General features: G+C 32.6%; 21 protein-coding genes and 1 tRNA gene. 11 read left to right on the forward strand and 11 right to left on the reverse strand.

Going from position 1 to position 24,943, the window contains the following annotated elements:
• Positions 1-17: 17 nt before the first annotated feature.
• The 6 genes from elbB to iscX all read right to left on the reverse strand — a co-directional run bounded on the left by elbB (position 18) and on the right by iscX (position 6,423).
• Positions 18-692, reverse strand: coding sequence for an isoprenoid biosynthesis glyoxalase ElbB (gene elbB, locus AAGD29_RS08135; protein ID WP_341757752.1), 675 nt, complete (start codon positions 690-692; stop codon positions 18-20).
• A gap of 7 nt (positions 693-699) precedes the next feature.
• On the reverse strand, positions 700-1,644 hold the full coding sequence (locus AAGD29_RS08140; protein ID WP_341757753.1) for a D-alanyl-D-alanine carboxypeptidase family protein: 945 nt from the start codon (positions 1,642-1,644) through the stop codon (positions 700-702).
• 4 nt (positions 1,645-1,648) lie between these two features.
• Positions 1,649-2,893, reverse strand: coding sequence for an AmpG family muropeptide MFS transporter (locus AAGD29_RS08145; protein ID WP_341757754.1), 1,245 nt, complete (start codon positions 2,891-2,893; stop codon positions 1,649-1,651).
• Entirely contained in the window at positions 2,894-5,509 is a 2,616-nt protein-coding gene (locus tag AAGD29_RS08150) for an AsmA-like C-terminal region-containing protein (RefSeq protein ID WP_341757755.1), read from the reverse strand. It abuts the gene before it with no gap.
• 282 nt (positions 5,510-5,791) lie between these two features.
• Positions 5,792-5,867, reverse strand: a tRNA-Val gene (locus AAGD29_RS08155).
• Positions 5,868-6,213: 346 nt separating this feature from the next.
• A complete protein-coding gene (gene iscX / locus AAGD29_RS08160; RefSeq protein ID WP_341757756.1) occupies positions 6,214-6,423 on the reverse strand; it encodes a Fe-S cluster assembly protein IscX in 210 nt (69 codons plus the stop codon).
• 496 nt (positions 6,424-6,919) lie between these two features.
• Here iscX and AAGD29_RS08165 point away from each other — a divergent pair, with 496 nt between their 5' ends.
• Positions 6,920-8,752 (forward strand): Ulp1 family isopeptidase, encoded by a 1,833-nt coding sequence (locus AAGD29_RS08165; protein WP_341757757.1) that lies wholly within the window; start codon positions 6,920-6,922, stop codon positions 8,750-8,752.
• Positions 8,753-8,754: 2 nt separating this feature from the next.
• On the opposite strand, the gene dusB is transcribed toward AAGD29_RS08165, so the two are convergent.
• Positions 8,755-9,747: a tRNA dihydrouridine synthase DusB gene (gene dusB, locus AAGD29_RS08170; RefSeq protein ID WP_341757758.1), complete on the reverse strand. Its 993-nt coding sequence runs from the start codon at positions 9,745-9,747 to the stop codon at positions 8,755-8,757.
• A gap of 341 nt (positions 9,748-10,088) precedes the next feature.
• Between dusB and ybeY the strand changes: the two genes are divergently transcribed.
• The 7 genes from ybeY to AAGD29_RS08205 all read left to right on the forward strand — a co-directional run bounded on the left by ybeY (position 10,089) and on the right by AAGD29_RS08205 (position 17,225).
• The gene (ybeY, locus tag AAGD29_RS08175) at positions 10,089-10,586 is read left to right on the forward strand and encodes an rRNA maturation RNase YbeY (RefSeq protein WP_341757759.1); all 498 of its coding nucleotides are present in this window, start codon (positions 10,089-10,091) and stop codon (positions 10,584-10,586) included.
• Positions 10,587-10,589: 3 nt separating this feature from the next.
• Complete coding sequence (locus AAGD29_RS08180; protein WP_410521203.1) at positions 10,590-11,525, forward strand: hemolysin family protein; 936 nt, start codon at positions 10,590-10,592, stop codon at positions 11,523-11,525.
• Between the two features lie 53 nt (positions 11,526-11,578).
• Complete coding sequence (abc-f, locus tag AAGD29_RS08185) at positions 11,579-13,168, forward strand: ribosomal protection-like ABC-F family protein (RefSeq protein ID WP_341757761.1); 1,590 nt, start codon at positions 11,579-11,581, stop codon at positions 13,166-13,168.
• Positions 13,169-13,207: 39 nt separating this feature from the next.
• Positions 13,208-13,537, forward strand: coding sequence for a ribosome silencing factor (gene rsfS, locus AAGD29_RS08190; protein ID WP_341757762.1), 330 nt, complete (start codon positions 13,208-13,210; stop codon positions 13,535-13,537).
• Between the two features lie 244 nt (positions 13,538-13,781).
• On the forward strand, positions 13,782-15,509 hold the full coding sequence (locus AAGD29_RS08195) for a cation:proton antiporter (protein ID WP_341757763.1): 1,728 nt from the start codon (positions 13,782-13,784) through the stop codon (positions 15,507-15,509).
• A gap of 8 nt (positions 15,510-15,517) precedes the next feature.
• Positions 15,518-16,009, forward strand: a complete 492-nt coding sequence (locus tag AAGD29_RS08200) for an SH3 domain-containing protein (RefSeq protein WP_341757764.1) — start codon at positions 15,518-15,520, stop codon at positions 16,007-16,009.
• A 514-nt stretch (positions 16,010-16,523) separates the two neighbouring features.
• Positions 16,524-17,225, forward strand: a complete 702-nt coding sequence (locus AAGD29_RS08205; RefSeq protein WP_341757765.1) for an HD domain-containing protein — start codon at positions 16,524-16,526, stop codon at positions 17,223-17,225.
• 350 nt (positions 17,226-17,575) lie between these two features.
• On the opposite strand, the gene AAGD29_RS08210 is transcribed toward AAGD29_RS08205, so the two are convergent.
• Genes AAGD29_RS08210 through AAGD29_RS08220 form a run of 3 tightly spaced genes read right to left on the reverse strand, consistent with a single transcriptional unit; the run spans position 17,576 to position 20,011 of the window.
• On the reverse strand, positions 17,576-18,784 hold the full coding sequence (locus AAGD29_RS08210; protein ID WP_341757766.1) for an ISNCY family transposase: 1,209 nt from the start codon (positions 18,782-18,784) through the stop codon (positions 17,576-17,578).
• A 34-nt stretch (positions 18,785-18,818) separates the two neighbouring features.
• Complete coding sequence (locus AAGD29_RS08215; RefSeq protein WP_341757767.1) at positions 18,819-19,721, reverse strand: MFS transporter; 903 nt, start codon at positions 19,719-19,721, stop codon at positions 18,819-18,821.
• A complete protein-coding gene (locus AAGD29_RS08220) occupies positions 19,703-20,011 on the reverse strand; it encodes an MFS transporter (RefSeq protein WP_341757768.1) in 309 nt (102 codons plus the stop codon). Before AAGD29_RS08220 ends, AAGD29_RS08215 begins: the two co-directional genes overlap by 19 nt.
• Positions 20,012-20,408: 397 nt before the next feature.
• Between AAGD29_RS08220 and AAGD29_RS08225 the strand changes: the two genes are divergently transcribed.
• From AAGD29_RS08225 to AAGD29_RS08235, 3 genes are all read left to right on the forward strand, one after another.
• A complete protein-coding gene (locus tag AAGD29_RS08225; RefSeq protein ID WP_341757769.1) occupies positions 20,409-21,404 on the forward strand; it encodes an Mrp/NBP35 family ATP-binding protein in 996 nt (331 codons plus the stop codon).
• Positions 21,405-21,470: 66 nt separating this feature from the next.
• The gene (gene lipA / locus AAGD29_RS08230; RefSeq protein WP_341757770.1) at positions 21,471-22,382 is read left to right on the forward strand and encodes a lipoyl synthase; all 912 of its coding nucleotides are present in this window, start codon (positions 21,471-21,473) and stop codon (positions 22,380-22,382) included.
• Positions 22,383-22,391: 9 nt separating this feature from the next.
• Positions 22,392-22,949 (forward strand): phospholipase D family protein, encoded by a 558-nt coding sequence (locus AAGD29_RS08235; RefSeq protein WP_341757771.1) that lies wholly within the window; start codon positions 22,392-22,394, stop codon positions 22,947-22,949.
• A gap of 401 nt (positions 22,950-23,350) precedes the next feature.
• Here the strand turns inward: AAGD29_RS08235 and AAGD29_RS08240 are convergent, their stop codons facing one another.
• Complete coding sequence (locus tag AAGD29_RS08240) at positions 23,351-24,748, reverse strand: hypothetical protein (RefSeq protein WP_341757772.1); 1,398 nt, start codon at positions 24,746-24,748, stop codon at positions 23,351-23,353.
• Positions 24,749-24,943 lie beyond the last annotated feature (195 nt).

Raw genomic sequence — 24,943 nt, forward strand, 5'->3', positions numbered from 1 at the left:
ATAAAATGGCTTAAATCTCAGATATTAGCACACATTTGCAGCACTTTAATTACTAAACCCTTAATACCTTTATGTATTTGTGCTAAAGGAGCATCTAACATAAAAGCAGGAGTAGTAACCAATCTATTATCTTCATCCACGACTATATCTTGAGCATTACAAGTTTCTTCTGTTGCTCCTAGCTTATTTATCAGATCATTTGATTCTCCAAGGGTAACCTTAATTTTTGTATGATTTCTTAAGACTATAGCAAGTAAAGCAGGAGCAATACATATAGCTCCAATTGGTTTTGATAAATTATAAAAGCCTACTATTATTTCCTGTAAATCTTTTAGTACTGTAGCATTTTCATTTTTGAGTCCTATATCAGACAAATTTAGTGCAGCACCAAACCCACCCGGTAATATTAAAGCATCAAAATCTTCAGCACGTATTTGATTTAATGGTTGGATTTTACCACGAGCAATGCGTGCTGATTCAACCAATATATTACGTTCCTCTAACATTTTTTCTTGAGTTAGATGGTTAATCACATTTAGATGGTTAATCACATAATGTTGATTTTTATTAGGAGCAAAAATTTTTACATTTACATTATGCTTATCAAGTTCCAATAATGTAAAAACTGTTTCAAAGATTTCAGCCCCATCTAAATATCCACAACCTGAAATAACTACAGCAACATTTCTCATAATATTTCTATAGTCTTTTTCTGTTTCTTACTTTAAGATTTGTAGCAACTTTAGTTGATTTTGTTTTCTTACCATATGTTCTTGATGGTACTGTTGTCTTGACTATCAATTTATCAACCATAGTCTTATCATTTCTAGGCTGGTCAAAATGGCTATCTAATAGTTTTACCATTTGCATATTTCTAGACTCAGCGGATTTACCACCAGTAACAATAGCAACCAAAGATTTATTTTGTCTAGTTGCTGCAGTAATCAAGTTATAGCCGGCTGGAATGGTATAACCAGTTTTCAACCCTTCAACTCCTTCATAAATTTCATTTACTTTATTATGTCCTCGTACAATATTACCTCTAAAAACAAAGTTGTTTCTAGAGAAGAAAGCATAATATTTAGGAAAATCTCGCTTAATAGCTATAGATAGTTTAGCAAGATCTCGGGCCGTAGTTTTCTGACAAGGATGATGCCATCCAGAAGCGTTTTTAAAATAAGTATCTTTCATACCAAGCTGTCTAGCACGAATATTCATCAACTGAGCAAATCTTTCTTCAGTACCTTTAATATTTTCAGCTACTACCATAGCTGCATCGTTTGCTGATCTAATAATTAGACCTAAAATAGCTTCTCTTACAGTAATAGTTTCTTTTTCTTTAAGCCCTAATTTGCAGGGCAACATTTTCTCTGCGTTTTTTGAAACATATAATCTTTGATTCATTGATAACCTGCCAGATTCTACCGCTTCAAATAACAAATACAAGGTCATTAATTTTGTCAATGAAGCCGGATATATTCTAGTAGTAGAATTTTTATCGTGCAGTATCCTACCAGTATTGTAATCTACGACAAGACTTGTCTGAGGTGGCGAAGACACAAGCTTTTTTGCAGCATAAACAGGACGTAGGTTTATACTGAATGTTATTACGCAAGTAAAAAATAGCAATAATCGTATTAACATAATTTTACGTTTTAGGAATCTTTTTATTAAGATAGAACAATATTATAAGTCCTGGCAAGGCTAGAATTATTGTTAAGATAAAAAAATTATCCCAACCCAACATTTTTACTAGGCTACCACCAGAAACGGTGACTGTGTTATTAAATAAACTACTACTACTACTGAGTAAAGCATATTGCGATGCAGAATATTGTTTGTTGCAAAGGTTGCTAATATATCCAACAAGTGCAGTAGTACCCATAGCTCCAGCAAAGTTCTCTATAGTAATAGCAATGCAGAAAGCTTCAGAACTTACTGGTTGATGATTCAACCAAATAAATGCAAAATGCGTGATACTTTGTATAATTCCCGTTATAATCAGCCCTTTAAAATTTCCAAGTCGGTATACAACTATTCCACCAGCAAAAGATCCAGTAAGTGTAGCTAGTACCCCATAAAATTTAATAATCAGTGCTATCTGTCCCTTTGTATAACCAAGTTCCATATAAAATGGCATAGATACTACACCAAGCATAGCATCACCTAATTTAAAAAATATTACTGCTAGTAAAATAGTAACAGCATATTTCCTAACAAAAAAGTCCTTAAAAGGGTTAATTACTATTTTTGTTAATGATAATAAAGATAAAATATCAACATTTTCTCGTAATAATGTAGGTTCATTGACAGTAATTATAAAAATTGTTGCTACAACAAAAATTATACTCATAGCCACAAATGTAGCTGACCAATCACTTGTGGCTTCAGCAAAATACAAAGCCCCAGCTCCAGTAATCAGCATGCCAAGTCTATAGCCTAATACTGCCGTAGCACTCGCTATAGCTTGGGTTTCCTGATCAAATTTATCTATCCTAAGCGCATCAACACTAATATCAAATGTTGCTGACAAGAAACCAAGGCAGATAGTAAGAAAATATAGTAAAGTTAATGATTCATTAGGTAAAACTGTACTCATACTGAATAGTACTAAAGATATTAGTATAGTACAAAGTATCAGCCAACTTTTTCTATGACCAAATTTCTTTAATAATGGTATCTTAAAATAATCTACCAAAGGAGACCAAAAAACTTTTAGCGAATAGGATAGTCTTGCAACGGCAAAAGTGGTAATAATTGCAATATCAATATTAGAATCTTTAAGCCAAGCAACTAAGCTAGTAAATAATATAGCTAGTGGCATGCCACTAATTGCCCCAAGAACCAATATTTCGAACAGTCTATAATCTTTTAAAATTCTTAATAATAACATTTATTCTCCTTTAATTGTGGATTTCCTTCTGTTCTCTAAAGCCTTTCTTAGTTCAGTCTCGTCTGACGTTTTTATGGGATCTAATATAGTGCCTGAGGTTTTTATTGTAAGATTTATAGGTGTATTTTGATTACTAGAATTATCTAGATTAGGATTTAAGTCTGCTATATAGAAAGATAATATTGAAGATAATACCATATCTAAATTATATATATTTATAGCTAATGATGCAGCTCCGCTAGTATATTTTGTATTAAATACTAAGTTTTTCATTGTAACTATTCCATTTTTTAACTGAAGATTACCACGCAAACTATTCAATTCAGTTTGCCCTTGATACATAGATTTTGCTAAATCATCTTTTAAATACTTTAGATTATAGTCTTTATTATTAATTTTTTCTATCAATGAATCAACAGAGAAGTTACTAATCTTGGCATTTTTTACTACAAACTCTGATTGAGTGTTAAGCTCATACAATAATTCTTTTAAACTATTGCCATGAGTAGCAAGTGTTCCATTTATGCTCATTCCACCATAATTGTCTAGTAATCCTCTTGGCAAAATATTAGATAATTGAGCTAAATCAATAGAATTAAGTGCATAAACAAAGTTCAGAGTATATGGATTTAATAAAATATTACCTTCTGCTTTTAATTTACCAGAAAGTAGATTTGCTTCAAGGTTATCCATCTTAAATAAAGCATTATTATTTGCTAAAGCCAGTTTAACATTTTGTAATACTAGATCATTCTGAATTATTTTTGATAATGCACAATTTAATTTTAACTCTATTTTTTCTACATCAAATTCATTCAATAAGTTATTTCGCAGATTAAGTAAAGATTTAGGGGTTAAAAAGTTAACATTAAGAGAGCCATCATTTATTGTAACTGTTAATTGCGGTTTAATGTTACTTGCTAACAAACTAGCACTAAGATTGATGTAATCACTATTGCTTCTTATATCAAGATTACTAATTCCAATATTACCTGGTGAGACATTTGCTAAGATATATGCTTTGCCAAATGAATTATTTCCTATAATCAGATCATTTATAGTAATATCAAAATTCCCTAAATAATCAGCTGTCCTAATGGGAATATATTTAGCTAAGTATGATTCATCTTTCATATTCTCTGACAAACTTTTAGCAAATTTGATCATTGGTGAGATTATCGGGTAATCGTCTCTATTTAAATCAATCGAGGAAAAGTCAAGGGTCGCTATAAAATGCGGCATAGAACCAATAAATCTAGCAGTAATATTACCTGTAACTTTAGTGTTGTCAGTTTTTAGCATAAGGTTTTGTAAATAGACATCTATTAAGGTTAGTTTTAAATCTGAAGATAAAATAAAAGCTGTAGATTTTTTACTCACTGCTTGTTTATAACCTAAAGTATTCAACACAGAATTAAGGTCATTATGTTGCAAGTAAATTGTGCCATCAAATATACTTCGTACTGAGTTTTGGGTTATATTACCTATCAATTGAAAATTTCCTCCGGATTTTATTATACCAGAAAAATCATTGACCACTAATACCCCTTTATCTAAATTAAATGAAAGTTTAGTATTATTTAATATCTCATCGTTACCTAATATTATTTGGTCAACTAAAACATTCGTTATGATTGATTTATTATCAAAGATAAGTCTTAATCCAAAAACTGAATCACTAAATTGGTTAATATTGCTTGATGAAGTGATAAGTGATTTTACGTCTATTTTAGGGAAATATAATTTTATTATACTAGTAACATTGTCATTTCTGCTCAAATATACCCCTCCATTACCTACAAGCGAATTAGAGTCTATGGTTACATTTTCTAGCTTGAGCAGTTGCCCAGTAGGTAAGATATCAAATTTTATATTTATCTTTTCATTCTGATTAAATCTTCTAAATAAAGAATCTAAATCTGGCACTAGAATATGTAATATATCAGCTAAATTTTGTATTAAATATTCTGCTTTGCCATTTATTAGTTTAGAGTCTATATAGGTTTCTAGCAAATGAAAATTATAATCATCATTAGAGATAGTAAGATCGAGATTTATTTGGTTGACCTTTTTTTCAAAAAACCCAGATAATTTTCCTACATATCCTCCATCCCCTTTGAATGAAGTGCTATTAGCAATAGAGTTATTTTTAAATAAAGAGCAATTATTTAAAGTAAGAATAGGTTGGTTATTTTTATTTAAAATACTCAGATTTTTAACATTAAAATTTATATCCATTATATCATTTGTTATAAATGAACTAACTAGCCTATCATGGTTTATAATGTCAAAATCTTGTTCATCTGAATATATTGCGGCACTATATATGGTTACAGCACTAATTCTTGGTCTGAAAATTAATAATGACCATGGGACAAAGTGAATTTCTATATTTTCTAATTCTAATTTCCCTTCCTCTTTTATGTGATCAATAATCAAATAAGGTATGAGAAATTTAATTATTTTTATTTTTTTTAAATTCTGAGGAGAAATTTTTAATTCATTAACAAGACTATTACTGGCGGAACTATAATCAACAAAGTTCACCGCAACTAATATAGTACATACTAACAACGAAATAGCAATGACAGTAAATATAATTACTTTTCTTATCATAAAATTATTATCTTCCAAGAACCAATATTACTAGGTATATATCAAAAACGCTAAAAATAAAAACTATATAATAAATATCTAACATGACGGGGGTAACAAACAAGGGGTAAGCGGACTAGGTGTATATTTTAACACTTTTGTAATAATTCCTCCCTCAAAAAACTAGTTAAAGAGAGAGTTTTTTAGGGGTCGTATTCCGGCAACTTTAGTGAAAAAATAGCATATAAGGGGAATACAGATTTTTTATTGAAGTGATAAACCCCCTGAAACCTGAGGGATATATGGTGGGCGATGACAGACTCGAACTGCCGACCGTCCCGGTGTAAACGGGATGCTCTACCAACTGAGCTAAACGCCCCTTCTTTCAATTTAACGCAGATAATGCCCTATCTCCGCAAAAAAATCAAGTTATTTCTGTAAATTATTTAGATTCTATAGCTAACCCGAAAAGGTTTTAGGTATATGTTAATCTTAGCTTAACTAGAAGCGATGTCATCCCTGCGTAAGCAGGGATCTATAATATCTAATAGTCTTTTAGGCTATTTTTTAGATTCCCGCCGCAGCTCGAATGACATCAAGGTTATCACCATTACTATGCCTTAAACCTTTTCGTGTTAGCTATAGATGAACTACATGAGGTACAAGTACGTACATTCTCCGCAAGTATTTATGATAGCTCTTCTTCAAAGCAGAAGAGTATATAATTAATCTTCAAAATTACTATCTTTAATCTCTTTCCAAGCCTCGAGAATTTCTTTTAACACTTCTTTATTTGTCTCAATTTCGTGGTCATCAAAATCACTCAATGATTTTATTAAGTCCTCAAGATCTTTTAGTGTTAATTCAGATATATCCTCATCGGAATAATTTTTTTCTAAACTTATAGCAATTTCGTCAACATCATTCCAATGCATTATTTTTACCTAATTATTTCCATAGGCAATTACTATTATCACCTAACCATCCCTCTACCAATTAAATAATATATTAGTGCAGGCTTATATATAGTATATTATTAAAGGGGGTGAGATTATTATGCAACTATATCTGTAAAATTTAACTTAAAATACAATGAGGCTGCACAATTTATCAATACTACCCCCATTCTGTATAATAATTAGTTAATTCTTATACAGAATGGGCTTTAATATAAGGAAAAATGCATTCTTAAAGCGGCTAACGCGAATGCATTTTAAACCTTTCTAAAGCTAAAAACATGATTTTAATCTTTTAAAATCATGTTTTTAGCAAAATATTAATTTAACAATCAGATGCAGAGCCGTCTCAAATCTGATTGTTTCTATAATTTTACCGAATTTGGGATAAGAATTGGCAAATTCTTATCCTGAATTCGCGTAATACTGGTTTAGATATATAATTGATTTGTATAGACTTGTTTTTTCATTTAAGATGATAGTCATTAGATATGATGACTTTGGAGTACGTATGGCAAAAACAGGTAAAAAAGAAAATAAGGTAAGGTTATTTAATATTAATGGTCATGTAGGTCAAGAGACTCAGCAAAATATTATAGTGGCTAATTCTGACTTAAACATACCAACTAGGGAACTTAAATATAACATTCAAAATGGCAAACTAAATAATGATAATATAATAAGTGAAATATTGCATGAAGTTAAACAAGGAGAAACGCCTATACTTAATATTCAATATAATTCAAACATGGAAAAACCTATAATTGATACAAATGATTTAGCAGCATTAAAAAAATCAGGTATTCAAACTTGTTTTACCTTTGGTAATTATAATGCATATAATCAAACTTTGCCATATTATAACTACTGGTCACCTCTTCTTGCACAGGTCAATCACGTGTTTTTTGCCAATGCTAACGACCAAATTAGGGCTGTGGCTGAAAAGCATGTAGTACAAGAAAAAACTTCATACATCCAATCTATGCAAGTTAGCAATTTAATAGAGTCAGAGATTCTAAAAAGACCCCCTAATATATTATTATCAGGGGAATTACCTAATAAAGAGAGATTAAATGAGGTAGTAAAAGCGGCAAAAGAATTGGGTAATACTAGGGTAATTATAGCCAGCAATCCTTCATCTATCGATGATGTAACCAATATTATTGCAAACAAATTTGATATCATTGACAAAGATCAACAATTAGGTATTAAGCTAGAAGTTGAAGCAATTTTACAAGATAAAGTTGGTGGGGCTAAAAAACTAGAAAATTATATATCACAATTATCTCAACAATTCCAAAAAGATCTTGGTAAAACAGAAATAAACCCTGTTGATATATATTTTGACCTATCTGATCCATTGAGACTTCAGAATATTGCCAAACAGGCTAAATATACTATAACTCAAGGAGGCTCGGTCGAAAATTTAACTAATGGCTGCATCCCATTAGCTCAAGGTCATGGGAAAAGGGCTGATATTGTTGCTGAAGTTAAGCAAAGGGAAACTGTTCCTGGAATCAACAGCTTAACTATTAAGGATATGCAAGAGAATTTAAATGAGTATAAACAAGAAAATGCTAAAAGAATTACCAATACCCTTCAGCAAGTGGCAGATGAAAGGGGGGTATCAACTAGACAAAATGAGGTAGAACATTCATTGCCTGAGGGTAGCAAATTAACTAAACTAGATTATTTATATGACGAAGATGATATTGGCAATGTATTAAAAGCGTCTGTAGATCAAACAAAGGTTTCTATTATTACTCATGCTTCTATAGGAGAAGAAAGTTTATTAAAGGACACTCTTTATAAAGCTGTGTATAGTGATTTAATAGTAGATAACAAGGAAGCGGTTATTATACCCCTTAACACTGGATACGAACATTGGGTTAGTTTAGCAATCACTAAAGACAACGAGGGAGGTATAGTGTTTACCTATAATGATCCTATGGGAACAGATATAGATACAAGAGTGGAGTTAGTAGATATGGTTAAAAAAGTTTGTCCTGATGCTAAAATAGTAGATTTACACACTGAGCAACAACAAAATGATAAAGATTGTGGGGCTTTCGTTGTGGATAATTTAATTAAAATGGCAAAAGGCGAGGCAATTCTTACCACTGAAGAATCTAAAAACATAGGAACAACATTACGCCAAACTCATGCAAAAACAATGGATCTTGAAAAAGCCAAGCAAAAAGTTAATACCATTAGAAAATCGATGAATACCTATCCATCTCGTCCTACTACATCTCCTCCTGCTATTAGGAACAATAGCCGTCCTAGGGAAGTTAGTCCTATCAGATAGCATTAGAGTTTTGGGGTCACGATGTTAAAAGAATTTCCATAAAATTCCATGATCTTTTCTTTAACCTGAATTGGATCAGTGATCATATTAACCCCTCCTCTAAATTCAGCTGAGTTTGCTAAACCACTACTATACCAACCTATATGTTTTCTAGCTAGCTGAACACCTGTATCATTTCCATAATACTCTAACATAGCATCATAATGACTCAGTATTATTTCTAGCTGCTCTGCTATTGAAGGTGGCGGAAGCTCTTCTCCAGTTTTAAGATAATGTGCTATTTGAGAAATAAACCATGGTCTACCATATACTCCCCGACCAACCATTATGCCATCAGCACCTGATTTTTGTAAGCATTCCTTGGCTTTAGACAAAGAAGTAATATCTCCATTAGCGATAACTGGAATCCTCACTACATCTTTAACTTGCCTTATAAACTCCCAATCTGCTTGACCTGAATAAAACTGGCATCTTGTTCTGCCATGAATAGTGATCATTTGCACTCCAACATCATAGGCTATTTTTGCTAAATTTGGAGCATTCTTAGTTTGATCATCCCAACCAGTCCGCATTTTCAAAGTTACTGGGATTTTGACAGATTTTACCGTAGTTTCTAAAATTTTTGCAGCTAATTTCTCATCTCTCATTAAAGCTGAGCCAGAATAACCTCCTACCACTTTCTTAGCTGGACAACCAAAGTTTAAATCAATAATCTTTGCCCCCATATCCTCATTCATTCTAGCTGATTCTGCTATTATATCAGGTTCACACCCAGCAATCTGTACACATGAACCAGTAGCATCGTCCCCAATAATCGCACATCTTTGCAAAGATTGTCTTGTTTCAATAATCATCGCTCTACTTGCTACCATTTCAGAAACGACAAGTCCTGCACCAAATTTTTTCACTAACTTTCTAAATGGTAGATCAGTAACACCAGACATTGGAGCTAATATCACCGAATGAGGTAGCTGAATATTGCCTATTTTTATCATAAATATATTGTAATTGCTTAACTAACCTGAGTTCGATGTAAGACATCTATATTAATAGTCTCGATGTCATCCCAACGAAAGCTGGGATCTTAAACTATATAACATGCCTTCTATGCTATTTTTTTAGACCCCTGCTTTTGCAGGGGTGACATCGCTCGCAGTTGATGCTTAACAATGTAACTTGTTACATGATACTTAAGGTTAACTAGTTAATAGTAATTATTATAAATTATTTAATAAGATACCACAAACTAATACTACCACTAAGAAAAATTTTTGGTATTATCTGCAGGATATTGTTATATAATATTATTGAGCATTTTCAGCCAAGAAACTATATCATGAAAATCAATGTAGAGATTATTCGAGCTTGTCAAGATTGGAAAAATCAAAAATTTATCAATAAACTATTAGTGAAGAAGGTTATTGGTGCTATACTAAGCAAATATAAGAATTTTAAGGGAGTTGCAGAGTTTGAGTTAGCAATATTACTGACTAATAATAATGAAATGTTAAATTTGAATAGCCAATTTCGTGGCAAAGCAAAAGCTACAAATGTACTATCATTTCCTGATATAGAATTAGACTTTCGGCATTTACTTGAATTTACTCCTAATGTACATTATATGTATTTGGGGGACATAGCTTTTGGCTATGAAATAATTCAAAGCGAAGCTATAAGTCAAAATAAAGCATTTGGGGATCATTTTATCCATCTTTTGGTACATAGTATTTTACATTTACTTGGCTTCGATCACCAAGATGACGAGGAAGCAGATATTATGGAAAATTTAGAAGTAGAGATATTAAAGGGTTTTGCTATTGCCTCCCCATATTAAGTTCTGTCCACTTCTTCGAAAAAAGAAAACCTTACATCTATTAATTCTAAAAGGGCTATGCTGAAAAATCCTTCAAAAATTGTTGCTCTTAAATCTTTTTTCTCTCGGCTGTTTTTTAAAGAGAAACTAGAGGATAATTTTTATGATGCAATTAAAAAGCTAAAATCTAACAGTAAAAAAATGACGTTAGAAGAAAAAAAGATTTTTATGAATCTTCTGAAATTTGGTCATAAAACTGTAGAAGATGTAATGATCCCTAGATCTGATATTAAGGCAGTAAAATTAACTGCCAGTATAGATGAGTTAAGCCAAATGCTTAATAGCAAAATACCTAATACTAGAACATTAGTTTATGATGAAACTTTGGATAATATAGTTGGCTTTATTCATATAAAAGATTTGTTCAAGATCCTTGTTACTAAGCAACTTATTACAAATCAAGAGTTGCAGCTAAAAAAAATAATTCGTAAACCTATCATCTCTGCTCCCTCAATGAAATTGATAGATTTACTAGCAAAAATGCGAAGAGATCGTGTGCAGATCTCGATAGTTGTGGATGAATATGGTGGAACTGACGGTATTGTAACCATGGAAGATATTATGGAGGAGATAGTTGGTAGAATAGATGATGAGCATGATAAGAAATCAGATAATGATAGTTTCAGAATTATCAATAATAATACAATTTTATCAAATGCTCGAGTGAAAGTTGAGGATCTCGAATTAGCTCTTGGTGTGACACTAAAACTCCAGGATGATGAATTCGATACAATTGGTGGCCTAGTCTTAGCAAAAGTAGGTAATGTGCCTTTGGTTGGTACTAAAATTGATATTGAGCAGCAGGTTGAACTTGAAGTGATTGATGCAAGCCCAAGATCACTTAAGCAAGTTAAGCTACGATTAAAAAATGGGACAATATTACCTGATAATACCTTATGATTATTACAACTAATTTGGCCATGAGCTATGGCGCAAAAATATTATTTACTGATGTGAGCCTACATATTAAGAAAGGTAATAGGTATGGGCTTGTTGGAGCAAATGGTGCTGGTAAATCTACTTTTTTTAAAGTTTTAATCAAAGAAGAGGAAGCAAGTATTGGTGAAGTCAATATACTTAAGAATGCTCGTGTTGGTTGCTTGAAACAAGACCAGTTTCTTTATGAAAATACTTCAATTATTAACACTGTTATTGCTGGTAGGAATGAATTATGGCAAGCTTTGCAAGAAAAGGAAGAATTACTAGAAAAATCTCAATGTAATGATCAATGTGATGAGGAAATAGGTTATCGATTGGGTGAGTTGGAACAAATTATAGCTGACAATGATGGATATATATCAGAAATTTTTGCAGTTGAGTTACTGCTTGGTTTAGGAATACAAGAAAAATATCATTATCAGCCTTTATCCGTTTTATCCGGCGGCTATAAACTTAGGGTGTTACTGGCACAAAGTTTATTCAATAATCCTGATATATTGTTACTTGATGAACCAACAAACCATCTTGATATAGTCTCAATTTATTGGCTAGAAAATTATCTAAAACAGAAATTCAAAGGTGCTTTGGTATTTATTTCACACGATCTTGCTTTTCTTAATAATATTTCTACACATATTCTTGATATAGATTATGGTACTATCAAGACTTATACTGGTAATTATGATATTTTTGTTCGTGATAAACAGTTGGTTACCGAACAAAAACTTAAAGAATTCTCTCATTTAGAGAAAAAAATTGCTACTATGCAGAGTTTCGTTGACCGGTTTAGAGCGTTGGTCACTAGAGCTAGACAGGCTGCATCCCGAGAAAAACAAATAGAAAAAATGGAATTACCTGATATCCAAAAAAGTTCACGTGTTAGCCCATATTTTAATTTTAAGCAAAAAAGACCATCTGGAAAATTAGCGTTAAAAGTTCAGGGTATTTCTAAAAGCTACGAGGATAAAAAAATATTAAATAATGTGAATTTTACTGTCTCGCGCGCGGAAAAAATTGTTATTATTGGACCAAATGGTATTGGTAAATCCACTTTATTAAAAATTCTTCTTGGTAAAACACTTGCAGATTTAGGAAGTTATGAATGGGGATATGAAACTCAAATTTCCTATTTTGCTCAGGATCATCATGAATTGCTAAATGAAAGTATGAGTGTTATTGATTGGTTATCCAACCAAATACCTACTGAAAGTGATAATGTGCTACGTAGTGTACTAGGTCAATTATTATTCCGTAAAGATGAAGTAAGCAAGAATATTCTAAATTTAAGTGGAGGGGAAGGAGCACGTTTATTACTAGCAAAAATTATATTGGAAGAAAGTAACATATTGGTACTAGATGAGCCAACTAATCACTTAGATATTGAATCTAAGGATATGTTAAAAAAAGCTCTAATTAACTACCAAGGAACTCTAATATTAGTAACTCATGATCGAGATTTTGCTAGCAACATAGCCACAAGGATTATTGCTCTATCCCACCGAACTATCACTGATTTTAAAGGTAAATATCAGGAATATTTGCATAAGTATGGTAATGATTATTTGGATAGTAGTTGGGTGTTGGCAAATAAGGGAGCGAAATAGTACAGTAACCTCAGGTTACTTTAGCAATTGGAGATAATTATGATAGAAAATACTAAACTATTGAAAGAGTTTATGGTTAAATGTTTAGAAGAAAAAAAAGCAGAAGATATACTAGTAATAGATATAAGACAAAAAACTACATTAGCTGAATATATTATTTTTGCAAGCGGGCGTTCAACTAAAAATGTTGGAGCAATTGCTGAATATTTAGCTTTAGAGTTAAAACATCAAGCTAATATCGATACTAATATTGAAGGGCTTGGAACATCTGAATGGGTATTAATAGATGCTGGAAATGTATTAGTTAATATTTTCTATCCAGAAACTAGAGAGTATTTTAAGTTGGAAGAGATGTGGAACAAAAAATAAATTAAAAATAATCTCAAGTATCGATGTAACAGGTTTGATGTCACCCCTGCTTCGGTGCGGGGTCTAAAGTATCTAATAGTATTCTTGGTTATTTTTAGATCCCTGCTTTCGCAGGGATGACATCTAGGAGATTAAACCTATGTCTTACATCGATACTTGAGGTTAAAAATATTAGATTTTTTACTGAAAACTACTTAGTGTATTTAAAAAATAATGTATTAATACTTCTGGGGAAAAGGTGTAAATGGAAGAGCATATTCTTATCAATATTATAATTTTAATAGGAACAGCTGTATTTGTTGTAGCAATACTTAAACGCCTTAATCTAAGCCCTGTTTTGGGTTATTTAATTGCAGGAGCAGTAATTGGAGACCATGGATTTAAGATTGTAACATATGATCAAACAAAATTACTAGGAGAATTAGGAGTAGTTTTTTTACTTTTTGCTATAGGTTTAGAATTATCTTTTGAAAGATTAAAGGTAATGAGGCGGTATGTATTTGGTCTTGGCTCACTACAAGTGTTAACTACAGCTATAGTAATTGCTGCCGTTGTTGTACTAATCAGCGGTAATAGTAGTGCTGCAATTATTATTGGAGGTGGTCTTGCTTTATCCTCAACTGCCCTTGTTATGCAAGTTATTGAGGAAAGCCGTAGCCAATCAACTCAACTAGGTCGTATATCCCTAGCTATCTTATTATTACAAGATTTAGCTGTTGTGCCATTGCTAGTTATGGTACCACTGTTTGCTAGCGATAGTAAAGATTCGTTAGCGATAGCTCTAGGAACAGCTTTGCTTAAGGCTATCATAGCACTATTTGCAATATTTGTTGCAGGTAGAGTATTACTAAGACCTTTATTTGGGTTAATTTCATCGGACAATGGTGATATAAACGAACTACCAATTTCCATGACTCTATTGGTAGTTCTATCTGCAGCTTGGGCCACGCAATATTTTGGTTTATCACTTGCTTTAGGAGCTTTTGTTGCAGGTGTTTTGGTTGCAGAAACAGAATTTCGGCTGCAAGCTGAAGAAAGTATATACCCTTTCAAAAGCTTATTGCTAGGACTATTTTTTATGAGCGTTGGAATGAATATTGACGCTCAAGAAATATACGCTCAAATATCAACTATACTAACTTGTTCTATTGCCTTGATTGTAGTAAAAACGCTCATTATTGCCGCCTCTTGCATTTTATTTGGTTTTAATAAAGGAGTAGCCTTGCATGCAGGTTTATTATTATCACAAGGTGGAGAATTTGCTTTTATCTTATTCGGTCTTGGTAAAGAAACTCAGGTTATTAAAGAGAGTACGGCTAATGTTCTGTTGTTAGTGGTGACATGTACTATGGCACTAACTCCATTACTGGCAATTTTAGGAAAAAAACTTGCTGAAAGACTTGATAAACAACTTGGCAAAACTCCAATACAAATTATAGAACTTGGAGCAAGAGATTTAACAAACCATATAATAATTGCTGGTTTTGGTAGTGTTGGTAGAATGGTAGCATTAGTACTGGAAGCTGAAGGAATCAATTATATAGCACTAGATGTTAATGACGAAATTGTAAAAGCAGAAACAGCTAATGGATTTCCAGTTTTTAAAGGAGATGTATCACAGATTGATACGCTAAAAGCTGTGGGAGCAGAAAGGATTTTAACTCTAGTACTTACAATGAATAATAGTGTTACTATCAAAAAATCTCTTCGAACAATTTCAAGTCATTTTCCAGATCTTGAAGTTATTGTAAGATTAAAAAATCTAGAGAAGGCTAGAGAATTTTATGATGCTGGAGCAACAACAATCATACCAGAAAATTATGAGACGGGGTTACAGCTTGGTGGAACAATTTTAAAATTTATTGGCCTTAGTGAATATGAAATAAATCGTATCAAAGGGCAATTTAGATCAGGTAATTATGTAATAGCTAAACGAGATGATGCTTTGCGTGAATTAGAAGAGAATGATTAAGAATAACCATGGCAATCAAATTACTAAAGCAACAGTCATATATTTTGATTATAATCTTGACCATTACACCTTTACTAACAAAAGCTGATAATCAGAAATTACCGATACCTAGATTTGCCTCAATAAAGGCTAATGAGGTAAATGCTAGAGTTGGTCCTTCGATAAATACACCTATAGAATGGGTATTTGTTAAAAAAGGTGAACCAGTAGAAATTATTGCAGAATATGAACAATGGAGGCAAATTCGTGATACAAAAGGAGAAGGAGGCTGGGTACATTCAAGTGTATTGTCCGGTAAAAGGTCGGTGATTGTGGTAAGTCCCGAGTTAGTAGCTCTGACTCGAGTAGCTAATGATCAACATACAATTGTTGCAAGAGTAAGTAATTATGTCCGTTGCCTACTTAATAAATGCAAACAAGATTATTGTCAGGTGTGCTGCAAAAATTATACTGGATGGCTACCTAAAACAGTATTGTGGGGAGTATATCAGGATGAATAATATACCTCTTGCATAATTCTACTTCTAGCTGGTAATTTGGACAATGATCCGGTATCCGAATCCTCATGTATACTAGAGTACGCTGCAGTTTGCAGTAAAGTATTTCCTGCAAATTCCCTAACATAAGCAAATTTCGAAAGAGATCTATTACAATTTACATTATTGAATTATTGGATATTATTTTTATGGATAAGAAACTGTAATTTAACCTCAGTTCGATGTAAGAATAATTATTATTCTCTGCACGCTCGATGTCCCTGTGAAGGCAGGTATCTAAAAATGTTTAAGCACTTAATCCTTGCTACTTCTTTAGACCCCTGCCTACGCAGGGGTGACATCACCCACAATAGAGATGATACTGGGTCTAGTATTAACTTGTTACATCGAATTGAGGTTAATTTATACAACAAGATTAGAAAATATGCACCTTTTTAAAAATAAAAAGTAGTAAATGCTTTAAACAGTTAAAATTTTAGTTTAAAATAACTTTATAATTAAAATATTATGGTTTCTTATGGAAGATATTAACTATTGGGATAATTCAAGATACCAGTATTGTGCATATGCTGAGAGGTTGCTTAATGAATTAATTTTGCTAAATACAAAAGTAAAGCAACCAATAGACATTGATGTAGTAAAAAAAGGCATCTACTACGCTAAAAAATATCATGGCAGTCAAATGAGACAATCAGGCGAGCCGTATTATTCCCATCCGATTGAAGTGGCTTATATGGTTGCCCAGTACACAGCACTAAAAATTCCAAAATATTTCAGAACTGACATGATTGTGACTGCATTACTACACGACACCATTGAAGATACACAACTGACCGAACCCATGATTACCTATATTTTTGGCAGCAAGGTGGCTAGTCAAGTGCAAGACCTGACTAGAGTTAAGCCTCATGGCAAGATTAGCTCGGCGGAAACATTAAATATATTATTTCAACAAAAAAAACATGATGTAGCATTAATTAAAATTCTTGACAGAAAACATAACTTGCAAACAATTGGGGCTAAATCACCGGAGAAAGTAAAGAAGATTATTAAAGAAACTTTAATTACGTTTTTGTCAATAACAACAACTATTAACGGATTAGAATTAGAAAACGAATTAACTAAACTCTGTTTAAATGCTCTAGATATTTTAGAGATACACAATAGCCGTGGATTGTCTGTTAATTATAATTTCCAGCTGCCATCTCTAATTTTGTAAAATGAGATATTCCAAATGTAAACCCCATAAGGATTGGAATAATCATAAATAACAAACCCCAATGACTAAAATAATCTACCAAATAAACAATGCCGAAAGAAGCACCAGTGTACGTTAAAGAACGTGATAAAGCAAATGTAAAACTAGTGTATTGTCAATAACATTCTAAAATGTCCGGGTTTTGTAACAAGGTAATTGTCCGTTTTATTGTGAATCTTTTTTTTAAATTCTTAAAAAATATTTTTTAAAATTTAGATGGTTGTGGTTGTGGAATTGTGGGAAACTTCGTTAGAAGTTATCCATAATTCCACAACCAGTTAAAGTTAGTGATTCACAATAACTAGCTCACTTTAGGCTGCAATATTGACGCTATCAGCCTTTTTGCTTAACTTCACAATTACCTTGCCACTTGCATCATATTTTGCTACTCTCCTAGCACCATGGAAAATAGCCAGTTCTCCATTGGTGTATTCATGTATCATTACTCTACATTTTACATAATGATACCTCTGGTCATTACTTGGGATTTGCAAGAGTTTTTTGTTATAGGAAACAGTATTATCTTTTGCTACTACTCTTTCCTCTTGAATCGATAATATATCTTGTAAATCCCTTCCAGTATAGGGGATAAACGCACTCTCCTTAAGCTCTGGGGTCACGCAAAACTGCTCATTATATTCTGGAACAAAAACTTCCTTAAGATAACAATTTGCCTCTCTAATCGTTCTAATACCAGCTACTCTGAATTCTTGTGGTAACCGCTTCTGAAGAGAGCCAAACATCCTCTCTGACCTACCTCTCGCCTCTGGGGAATAGGCATGGATAAGCTGAATGCCAAGTTGCTTGCACGCTCTTCCTACTTGTGTCGGGTTATTCTTATCTACCTTACCACCGGCTATTGCCGTGTAAGCATAATGGCTACCTCTATCCACATACAGAGAACTAAATAACCCTTTAGCTTCTATGACTTCTGTCAGGGCTATAAAACAACTTGCTGTTCCTTCTTCTTCTATTAAAAATGCTGAATATATTTCATTGCTAGCATCGTCCATTGTCACTATCAAATCCGGATGATACCCTAGTCCATAAATCCACTCATGTGTAGAACCATCCTGATGCAGCATCATGCCAACCATGGGCTTCCTAGGTCTTTTAAGACGATGGTGAGGTTTCTTATTAGTAAGTTTAGTTACTAATCCACATCCTTGCAGCGATATCCTAACAAAATTATAACTATACTTAAATTTATGTTTCTTTACTAGCTGTTCATGAAAATGCTTAGATGTAAAATCATAGTATGTTTCTTCGTATAATTTTAGCATTTGCTCTACTTCATCTACTGCTACTTTGTTAGGTGGCATATGACCTATCCTTCTATCTAACAGACCAAAAAATCCACTTTCTTCATACCTCACTTTCTTTCGTCTAAATGTTCTCTCACTACATCCTAATAAATCTGCTGCAACTTCGTTGCTAATTTCTCCTCTATCGTATCTGTCGTATATTTCTTCAAATCGCATTTTTATAACCTCTTGTAATATGTTTGTCTTACTTGGCATAACCTCTCTCTTCTAATTGAGAGAGACTTATACTCTATTTACGGACAATTACCTTGTTACCAAATACGGTCATACACCTTGTTATCGACAATGTAAAACTAGTGTATGTAAAACGCTTAAATACTGGGAAATGCATACAAAACACAGCAAAACCTGGGAAACCTGTAGGAGCAAATACTGTAATAGCTATTTGAATAAAAAATAATTCTATAGGACTTGATATATTTTGTAATAAAATAGGACAAATAAAAGAAAAGATAGAAAATATTACTAATTTTACTTTAAGGATCTTCAAAGGATGTATTCTATAAACTAGGAAAGTGATAATTATAGTACTGAACATCTCTATTAAAGTAACGATAAAATTTTGATGAATAATTTGTTCTGCATTATATTGAAAAACATTTTTCAATATATTACCGCAATAAATATAAGCAATACAAAACCATATAGGTCCTGTGCATTCTATTAAAAAATAAGCTAGAGAGGTTTTTTGGTTAACTTTTTCTTGCCAAGCAGGATTAGATTTTAGCCCTTCTGTACCTATATTAGCTTTTTCAATGGTGTTTTTTATTCGTTTCTTAGCATTCGCAAAATCAGGTGTTTCTCTAAGAGTTGTTCTTGCTACTGCACCAATTAACGCAATTCCTGTACCAAACCAAAATGCTAGACGCCAATTAAATCCAAAAGAAGTAACCAGTGAAGCTATACCTAAGGCCACTGTTGCTCCTAAAGTTGAACAAACTGTAATCAACGCAACAATATGGTATTGTGCTGGTCGCTTGACCATTTCTGCTAAATAAAGTTTAGCTCCTACAACTTCTCCCATAGAAGACATACCTTGAAAAATACGACAAATAGTGATAAGCCAAGCAGCACTAACACCAATTTGCTCGTATGTTGGTAGATTAGCCATTACTAGACAAGATAATGACATAATAAAATTGTAATAACAACAGTTGATTTTCGTCCTATATTGTCACCTATCCAGCCAAATATTATAGCCCCAAAAGGTCTTAGTAAATAAGTGGAACAAAAGGCAGCACCTGAAAGGATGGCAGCGGTATGAGGGTCATATTTTGGAAAAAACAACTCATTTAACAGTACAGCCATATGCACATAAAGCATCAGATCAAAATATTCCAAAAAAGTCCCAATCGATAATAACCCTACTGCTTCTTTTTGTTCTCTCGTTAGGCTTTTGTGTTCTTGCTGATATCCTATCATTTATTAACCTTATATTTATTATAGTGTTTATAGATATTGAAGATTTGGTTGAACGATAGCAAGAAAAAATAATACAGAGAATTGAAATAATAAATCTTGGTTGTAACAATATCACGGTTCTATAAACAAATTAGAAGGGGGGAGAGATATTTAGTAAAAATATAGGCTGAGATTCATACCTTGAGTTGTCCCAATAATTAATATCTTCCATAAAAAACCATAATATTTTAAATCTCTAATATATAAATTAAACTAAAAATTAAGGTACTTCCAGTGATTTATTATCTTTTTTTAAAAAAGATGAATCTTAGAGCAAAAAAACTACTATGACAGTAATATTATTGTTTATAAATATACTAATTTAACCTGTATAATAGCTTCATTTTACTTAAAAACGATGATTGATATAAACCAGCAACAAATACTAAATAAAATTTCAGATATCACTTTTAGTGACAATACAAAATTAGTCAGTATTATATCTAATATTATAATTAAGGATAAAAATATTGGGTTTGCCATTGATATTCTTGGTAAAGATTCCAAGGAAATCGATGAAATAAAAATTAAAGCTATTAATAAATTAAATGAAATACCTAATATTGGAAAAATAACTATAGTTTTAACTAGTAGCAAAGGTGTAGCTAAAAAATCAACTAATCCAAAAGTTAAGCATTTCATTGATGGAGTAAAGAAGATAATATTGGTGGCATCCGGTAAAGGGGGAGTTGGTAAATCTACTATAACAGCATTGATAGCGGAGCAACTAAATCTTGAAGGATACAAGGTGGGAATAGTGGATGCTGATATTTATGGTCCGTCAATTCCGCAAATATTTGGTATTAGTGGTGTACCAGAAATAGTGTATAATAAAATGACCCCTTTAAAATCGCGAGGCATTGAAATTATTTCTATCGGATTTCTTATTAAGGATCACTCAGCCATTGTTTGGCGTGGTCCAATGGCCAGCAAGACCATTTATCAACTATTATCTCTCACCCATTGGCAGGAGTTAGATTATTTGATTATTGACATGCCCCCTGGTACTGGCGATATTCACTTAAGTATTTTAGAAAATTACCAACTAGATGGAGTAATAATAGTAACTACTCCACAAAAAATGGCTGCAATAGACGTCGTCAGATCGATTGATTTATACAGAAAATTTAACCTACCAATTTTAGGTATTATAGAAAATATGAGCTATCTAGTTGAACCAAGTTCGGGCAAGAAAATTCAGATATTTAATGGTAATAGTGGAGAAAATTTTGCCAAAGAATATAATATACCTTTAATCTGTAAGATTCCTATTGAACCCAAATTATCTTACAACTGTGATAACAGCACTAGCCTTACAGATATAGTTAAACTACCAATAAAACAATTTGTTTAATGATATACTCAAATGATTTGAATATAAAATTCATAAAAAAGCAGACCATAAACAAAGCAGGATTATATGTCAAACATAATCAAGATAGAAGAAGCTCAAGCCCTTAAAAGACCTGATTGGATAAAGGTTAAAGCACCAAATTCATATCAATATCATGATACAAGAAAACTAATTGAGAGTTTAAAATTAAATACAGTCTGTCAAGAAGCTGCTTGCCCTAATATAGGGGAATGTTGGGCAAAAAAACATGCTACAGTTATGATTTTGGGATCTGTCTGTACTCGTGCTTGTAGATTTTGTAATGTTAAAACTGGTCGTCCCGATTTACTCGATCCTCACGAGCCACAGAGACTAGCACAAGCCGTAATGAAATTAGGGCTTGAACATGTGGTAATTACTTCAGTTGATCGAGATGACTTAGATGATGGTGGGGCTGAGCATTTTGCCAATTGTATAAAGGAAATAAGACTAGTTGCTCCTAATACCACAATTGAAGTTCTAACCCCAGATTTTCTTAAGAAAGATGGGGCAGCTGAAATAGTGGTATTAGCAAAACCTGACGTTTATAATCATAATGTAGAGACAGTGCCTTCTCTATACAAAACTATTAGACCAGGAGCGAGATACTATAATTCATTAAGTCTTTTGCATAATGTGAAAAAATTAGACTCTGAGATTTTTACTAAATCAGGTATGATGGTTGGTCTTGGAGAAACAAACGATGAAATTATGCAAGTAATGGACGATTTAAGGGAAGCTAAAGTTGATTTTCTAACTATAGGACAATATTTACAGCCAACCAAAAACCATGCAGTAGTTGCTAGATATGTTTCCCTAGAAGAATTTAAATATTTTGAAAGAGTAGCAAGGGTTAAAGGGTTTTTGATGGTTTCCGCCAGTCCATTAACCCGTTCTTCTTATCATGCTGGTGACGATTTCCAAAAATTAAAGGGTGCTAAGGCCTCGGTTTCGGCATAGTATAAGAAAATGAAAAAACTACCTAAAAAGCTTAATCTATCCGTAATAATATCGTTCTTACTCGGCATTACTACCGGAATAGGATATAATGAGGTACGAGAAACAGCTTCTTGGCACAGTTTTCATACTGAAACTGATAATTTAAATGTTTGTTTTACTCCACCATCCGGCTGCGGATCATTAATAGCAAAAGAAATATCCAAGGCTAAGGATAGTATTTATGTTCAAGCATTTGGTTTAACTTCGCAAAATATAGTGGATCAACTAATTAAAGCTAAGCAAAACGGTGTTCAAATAAGGATATTATTGGATCGTAGTAACTTACACGATAGATATTCTAAAATGCATGAATTAAAACGGGCTGGTATTGATGTCTCAATAGATAAAGTACCAGGTATTGCTCACAACAAAGTTATGATCATTGATAAAAGTAAGGTGATTACTGGTAGCTTTAATTTTACCAATGCAGCTGATAATAGAAATGCCGAAAACGTCTTATTAATAGAGAATAGCGATATTGCAGAAACTTATTTGCAAAGCTGGTTTAGTCGTCGAGCAAAAAATTAATTAATTGAAGTATACTTGAATGATCCTACGAATTGGATTTGAAAATGAGGGGCGAGTTCCTGATATTTTCAAAAAACAATTCTTCAAAGCAGAAGAGTATATACTGCTATGATTTCAAAAGTTGCTAGACGAATGTCAACTTATTCTAATACTACAGTTGTAGTTACTCACAATGTTGTTATCCCTGCTTCGATGCGGGATATAAGAAAGTGTTCTTTTAAGCTATTTAGACTTTTTTAAACCCCGCACTGAAGCAGGGGTGACATCGTTTTTACTACTGATAGTCTAGTGATATGATACTACAACTGTAATAGTCCATAACTGTTGAACCCAGCTTTGGATTAGAATTTGACGTTCTAATCCAAGACTGAAATTTATAAATTTATGCTGTAGAATTTTCTTTAGTATCCGTCTATAACATTGTCATCACCTAGTGTATTCACAAAATCTTCAGTAATAGAGCGAGAATCTTGAAACGTAAAGTTTTTGTTTACACTATTATCTTTATGGTGCATTGCTTCTTTTGATTGATGCGCTACATCATTAGATGATGATTTATCAAAGGAAAAAAAGCTTTTCATCCCAAACCAAATTGATTTAACACTTTTGATAAAATCATTTTGTGTTGAATCTTTAATTTTTATTGCTTTTAATGGTTTACTATTGCTTACCAAGGTTGCTAATGGCTGGTTGATAGGAACTGCAGTTGTACTATTTACCACATTCTCTTGCCATGATTCGGAATTGCTAGTGGTACTTCTGATAGTTGGTAATACTTTCATTACTGGCTTCGTACAGTCAGTTTGGGTATCATTATTAACAGCTACTTGCTCCAAATTATCGCACTCTTTAATTACTAGATCAGTATCAACCGTTAACTCTTTTGGTTGCTCAGTAAGGTTATTGTCAGTAGTTATTGAGGAAGAATCATCGTTTGTCGAAATTTCTAATGACTGATTGATATCTACCATCTGATCCTCATCTTTGGACCCTAGTTCAGCAAAAGTATCCAATTGGACATTGTCAGGTGCTACTTTCTGCAAAGTATCAGCATTATCAACATTTTGCAACAAATTCTCTTGGTCTTCATTTACCTCAACATCGCTCACTATTAGTTGCTTATAGTTAATTATTGCCTGGTCAGTCGATACAGTATCATTAACATTATCACTAGATAATTCCTCCGCATTAACATTCAATGATTGATTGTCTTCACGCACTTCTGTTTGTGTTTTTGCAGTATCACTTGTAACATCATCTAGCACATTGGTTTGATTTACTATCACGTTATCAGATTTTACTGCAATTGTGGCATTTTGTAATGGATTGATAAATTGATCAATATTTTTTAATAAATACTCCAAGTCACGCACATAAAATTCATTCCATCCACATGATTGGTTGGAGTGACCTGCTTTGTAGTTATAGCATGCTATACCTATTACAGCACTATAAATTGACAAATTCTCATTAACTGACTCCCATTTATTCGTATCTTTGTGCTTAGCAAAATATTGTTTAATATCCTGATAATATTTCTTATTATCAGAATCCCATGTACTTAACATGTCAGCAGCCCTCAACTCACCACCCAGTAGCGATATTTTCATAAATTTTTCGGCACTGTACTTATAATCCTGCTTGTACAAAGATAATGCCAAGTTATATAGGTTATCAGGATTACGTATTAAATTTAGTTTACCTACGTATGATTCCCAACTCTCATCAGTACTACTCCCCATAGCATAATATACCCCGTTGCTCTCGGTGTAGTTTTTATATTTGTTATCTTGTGTCATAATATCTTTTCTATTTATTGATTGTTTTAAATATTTTCATATACTTGCCCGACCTGAGAAAGTGCATTATATATATTTATTCTGATATGTCAATGCTTAATTCGATAATTTAATCCAAGGTAATTTAAAAGTCGGGCTACAAGCCTAATAGATAAAGGAAAAAGTGCTTAATATGCACTCGATGTCATTCCCGCG

Source organism: Candidatus Tisiphia endosymbiont of Ditula angustiorana (assembly GCF_964026425.1).
Taxonomy (GTDB): domain Bacteria; phylum Pseudomonadota; class Alphaproteobacteria; order Rickettsiales; family Rickettsiaceae; genus Tisiphia.